The sequence below is a fragment of the Mesorhizobium sp. M7D.F.Ca.US.004.03.1.1 genome, from assembly GCF_003998635.1.
In the GTDB taxonomy this organism is placed as follows: domain Bacteria; phylum Pseudomonadota; class Alphaproteobacteria; order Rhizobiales; family Rhizobiaceae; genus Mesorhizobium; species Mesorhizobium loti.
Window position 1 is genome coordinate 1 of sequence record NZ_RZQG01000936.1, and the last position, 2,230, is coordinate 2,230.

Consider the following 2,230-nt stretch of genomic DNA (forward strand, 5'->3'; position numbering starts at 1 on the left):
CGCCGAACTCGTTGGCATAGCGCTCGGCGGCATGCGCCAGCATCACGCCTGGCCGGTCATTGCCGGGGAAGACCAGCGGCCGCTCAAAAGCACCCGTGGCCAGGACCACGGATTTGGCGCGGATCGCCCAGTAGCGATGGCGCGGCTCGCCCTTGGCGGGCTGCTCCTTGTGGTCGCTGACCCGTTCGAGCGCGGCAAGCGTGTTGTTGTCGTAGTAGCCCCACACCGTGGTGCGCGGCAAAAGCCGGACATTGTCACGGCCTGCGAGCTGGGCGACGATACGGCGAGCCCAATCGGCGGCCGGCGCGCCGTCGATCGTTTCATCCGACCAGTTGGCCGAGCCGCCGAAACGCGGCTCGAGATCGGCCAGCATGACGCGCGCGCCCTGATCGGCGGCGGCCTTGGCGGCCATCAGACCGGCCGGGCCGGAGCCGACCACCAGCACGTCGCAAAAGGCGTTCATGCGTTCGTAGCGGGCCGGGTCCTTCGCCGATCCGGCGCTGCCGAGACCGGCGGCGCGGCGGATGAAATGCTCGCAGAACATCCAGAAGCGCGTGCCTTTGACCGGACCGAACACAGGTCCCATGAAGGTCTTGTAGTAGAACCCGGCCGACAGGATCTTGCCGCCAAGCTGGTTGACGGCATTGATGTCCCAGGCAAGCGATGGAAAGCGGTTCTGGCTGATGGCGACCAGCCCGTCATGGATCTCGACCATGGTCGCCGGAATGTTGGGTTCGCGAACCTCGCCCTTCAGCACCGTCACCAGGGCGTTGGGCTCCTCGACGCCGGCTGTCAGCAGGCCGCGCGGGCGGTGGTATTTGAACGAACGTCCGTACAGCGTGACGCCCTTGGCCAGCAGGGCCGACGCCAGCGTATCGCCGGCATGGCCGGTGTAGGCAGCGCCATCGAAGGTGAAGCGGATGGTTTTCAGCCGGTCGATACGGCCGCCAGCGTCGGTGCGGCGCGGGCTCATGACTTGTCCTCCGCCTTGCGGCGCGCGGCCGAGCCATGATCGCCGCGCCCATGATCACCGCGCATGAAGGCAACGCTGGAAATCTCGTGCGTCAGCGTGTTGCGCACGACCCGCAGATGCGTGCGGCAACCGCCGGAATGCTGCCAGATCTCGTTGTGATCGCCGGCCGGGTTAAGCCGGTCGTAGACATAAGCGTTCCACGCCTCGAAATTCTGCGAGGCGGGGTCGGGACGCTCACGGTTGCCGTCACCTTGATAGGTGAACTCGATGACGTCGCGCGGGCCGCAATAGGGGCAAGTGATCAACATTGGATTCTATTCTTCTTGTTTGACCATGATCTTATCGGAAAACCGGCATCCACTTTTCCGGATCAAGGTCTAATGCAGCCTGGGGTTTGCACCCTGGCCCTTGTCGTCGATCACCAGGCCGCGGTGGAAGCGGTCGAGCGTGAAGGGGGCGTTGAGGCCGTGCGGTTGGTCCTTGGCGATGGTCCAGGCAAAGCACCAGCCGGAAGCCGGCGTCGCCTTGAAGCCGCCATAGCACCAGCCGCAGTTGAGATACATGCCGGGCAGGGGACCGGTGGTGATGATCGGCGAGCCGTCCATCGACATATCGCAAACACCGCCCCAGGAGCGCAGCATGCGCACGCGGGCAAGGCCCGGAAACAGCGCCAGCATCTCGCTCATCACCTCGTCCACAACAGGCAAATTGCCGCGCTGGGCGTAGCTATTGTAGCCGTCGATGTCGCCGCCATAGATGAGACCGCCCTTGTCTGACTGCGACATGTAGAAATGGCCCATGCCGAAGGTCACGACCGTGTCGATGAAGGGTTTCAGCGATTCGGTGACGAAGGCTTGCAGCACATGGCTCTCGATCGGCATCGTCTCGATGCCGGCCAGCTGCATGACGCGTCCGGTGCTGCCGGCGACCGCAACCGCCACCTTCTTGGCGCGGATGTCGCCACGCGAGGTGGACACGCCGGTGATGCGGTCGCCGTCGCGCAGGAAGCCGGTGACCTCGCAATTCTCGATGATGTCGACGCCGCGGCGATCGGCGCCGCGCGCATAGCCCCAGGCCACCGCATCGTGACGGGCGGTGCCGGCGCGCCGTTGCATCAGGCCGCCGACCACGGGGAAGCGTGCATCATCAGAGATATCGAGCGCCGGGATCAGGCGTTTGATCTCAGCCTTCGTCATCAGTTCGGCGTCGACGCCGAGATGGCGCATGGCGTTGCCGCGCCTGGCGTAGTCGTCGAAC

At 65.1% G+C, this 2,230-nt stretch carries 3 protein-coding genes; all 3 read right to left on the bottom strand.

All coding sequences use genetic code 11. From position 1 onward, the window contains the following. On the bottom strand, window positions 1–973 hold a 973-nt coding region (locus EN935_RS32165), incomplete at its 3' end, for a 2Fe-2S iron-sulfur cluster-binding protein (RefSeq protein WP_127374027.1). After that, complete coding sequence (locus EN935_RS32170) at window positions 970–1,281, bottom strand: sarcosine oxidase subunit delta (protein ID WP_109667861.1); 312 nt, start codon at window positions 1,279–1,281, stop codon at window positions 970–972. The genes EN935_RS32170 and EN935_RS32165, both read right to left, overlap by 4 nt. Before the next feature lie 69 nt (window positions 1,282–1,350). After that, window positions 1,351–2,230 (bottom strand): FAD-dependent oxidoreductase (locus EN935_RS32175; RefSeq protein ID WP_127374028.1); only part of this gene is annotated, 880 nt, incomplete at its 5' end.

Excerpts from the sequence above, each read along its gene's own strand:
- EN935_RS32170 (WP_109667861.1), bottom strand. The coding sequence starts at position 1,281 with ATGTTGATCACTTGCCCCTATTGCGGCCCGCGCGACGTCATCGAGTTC.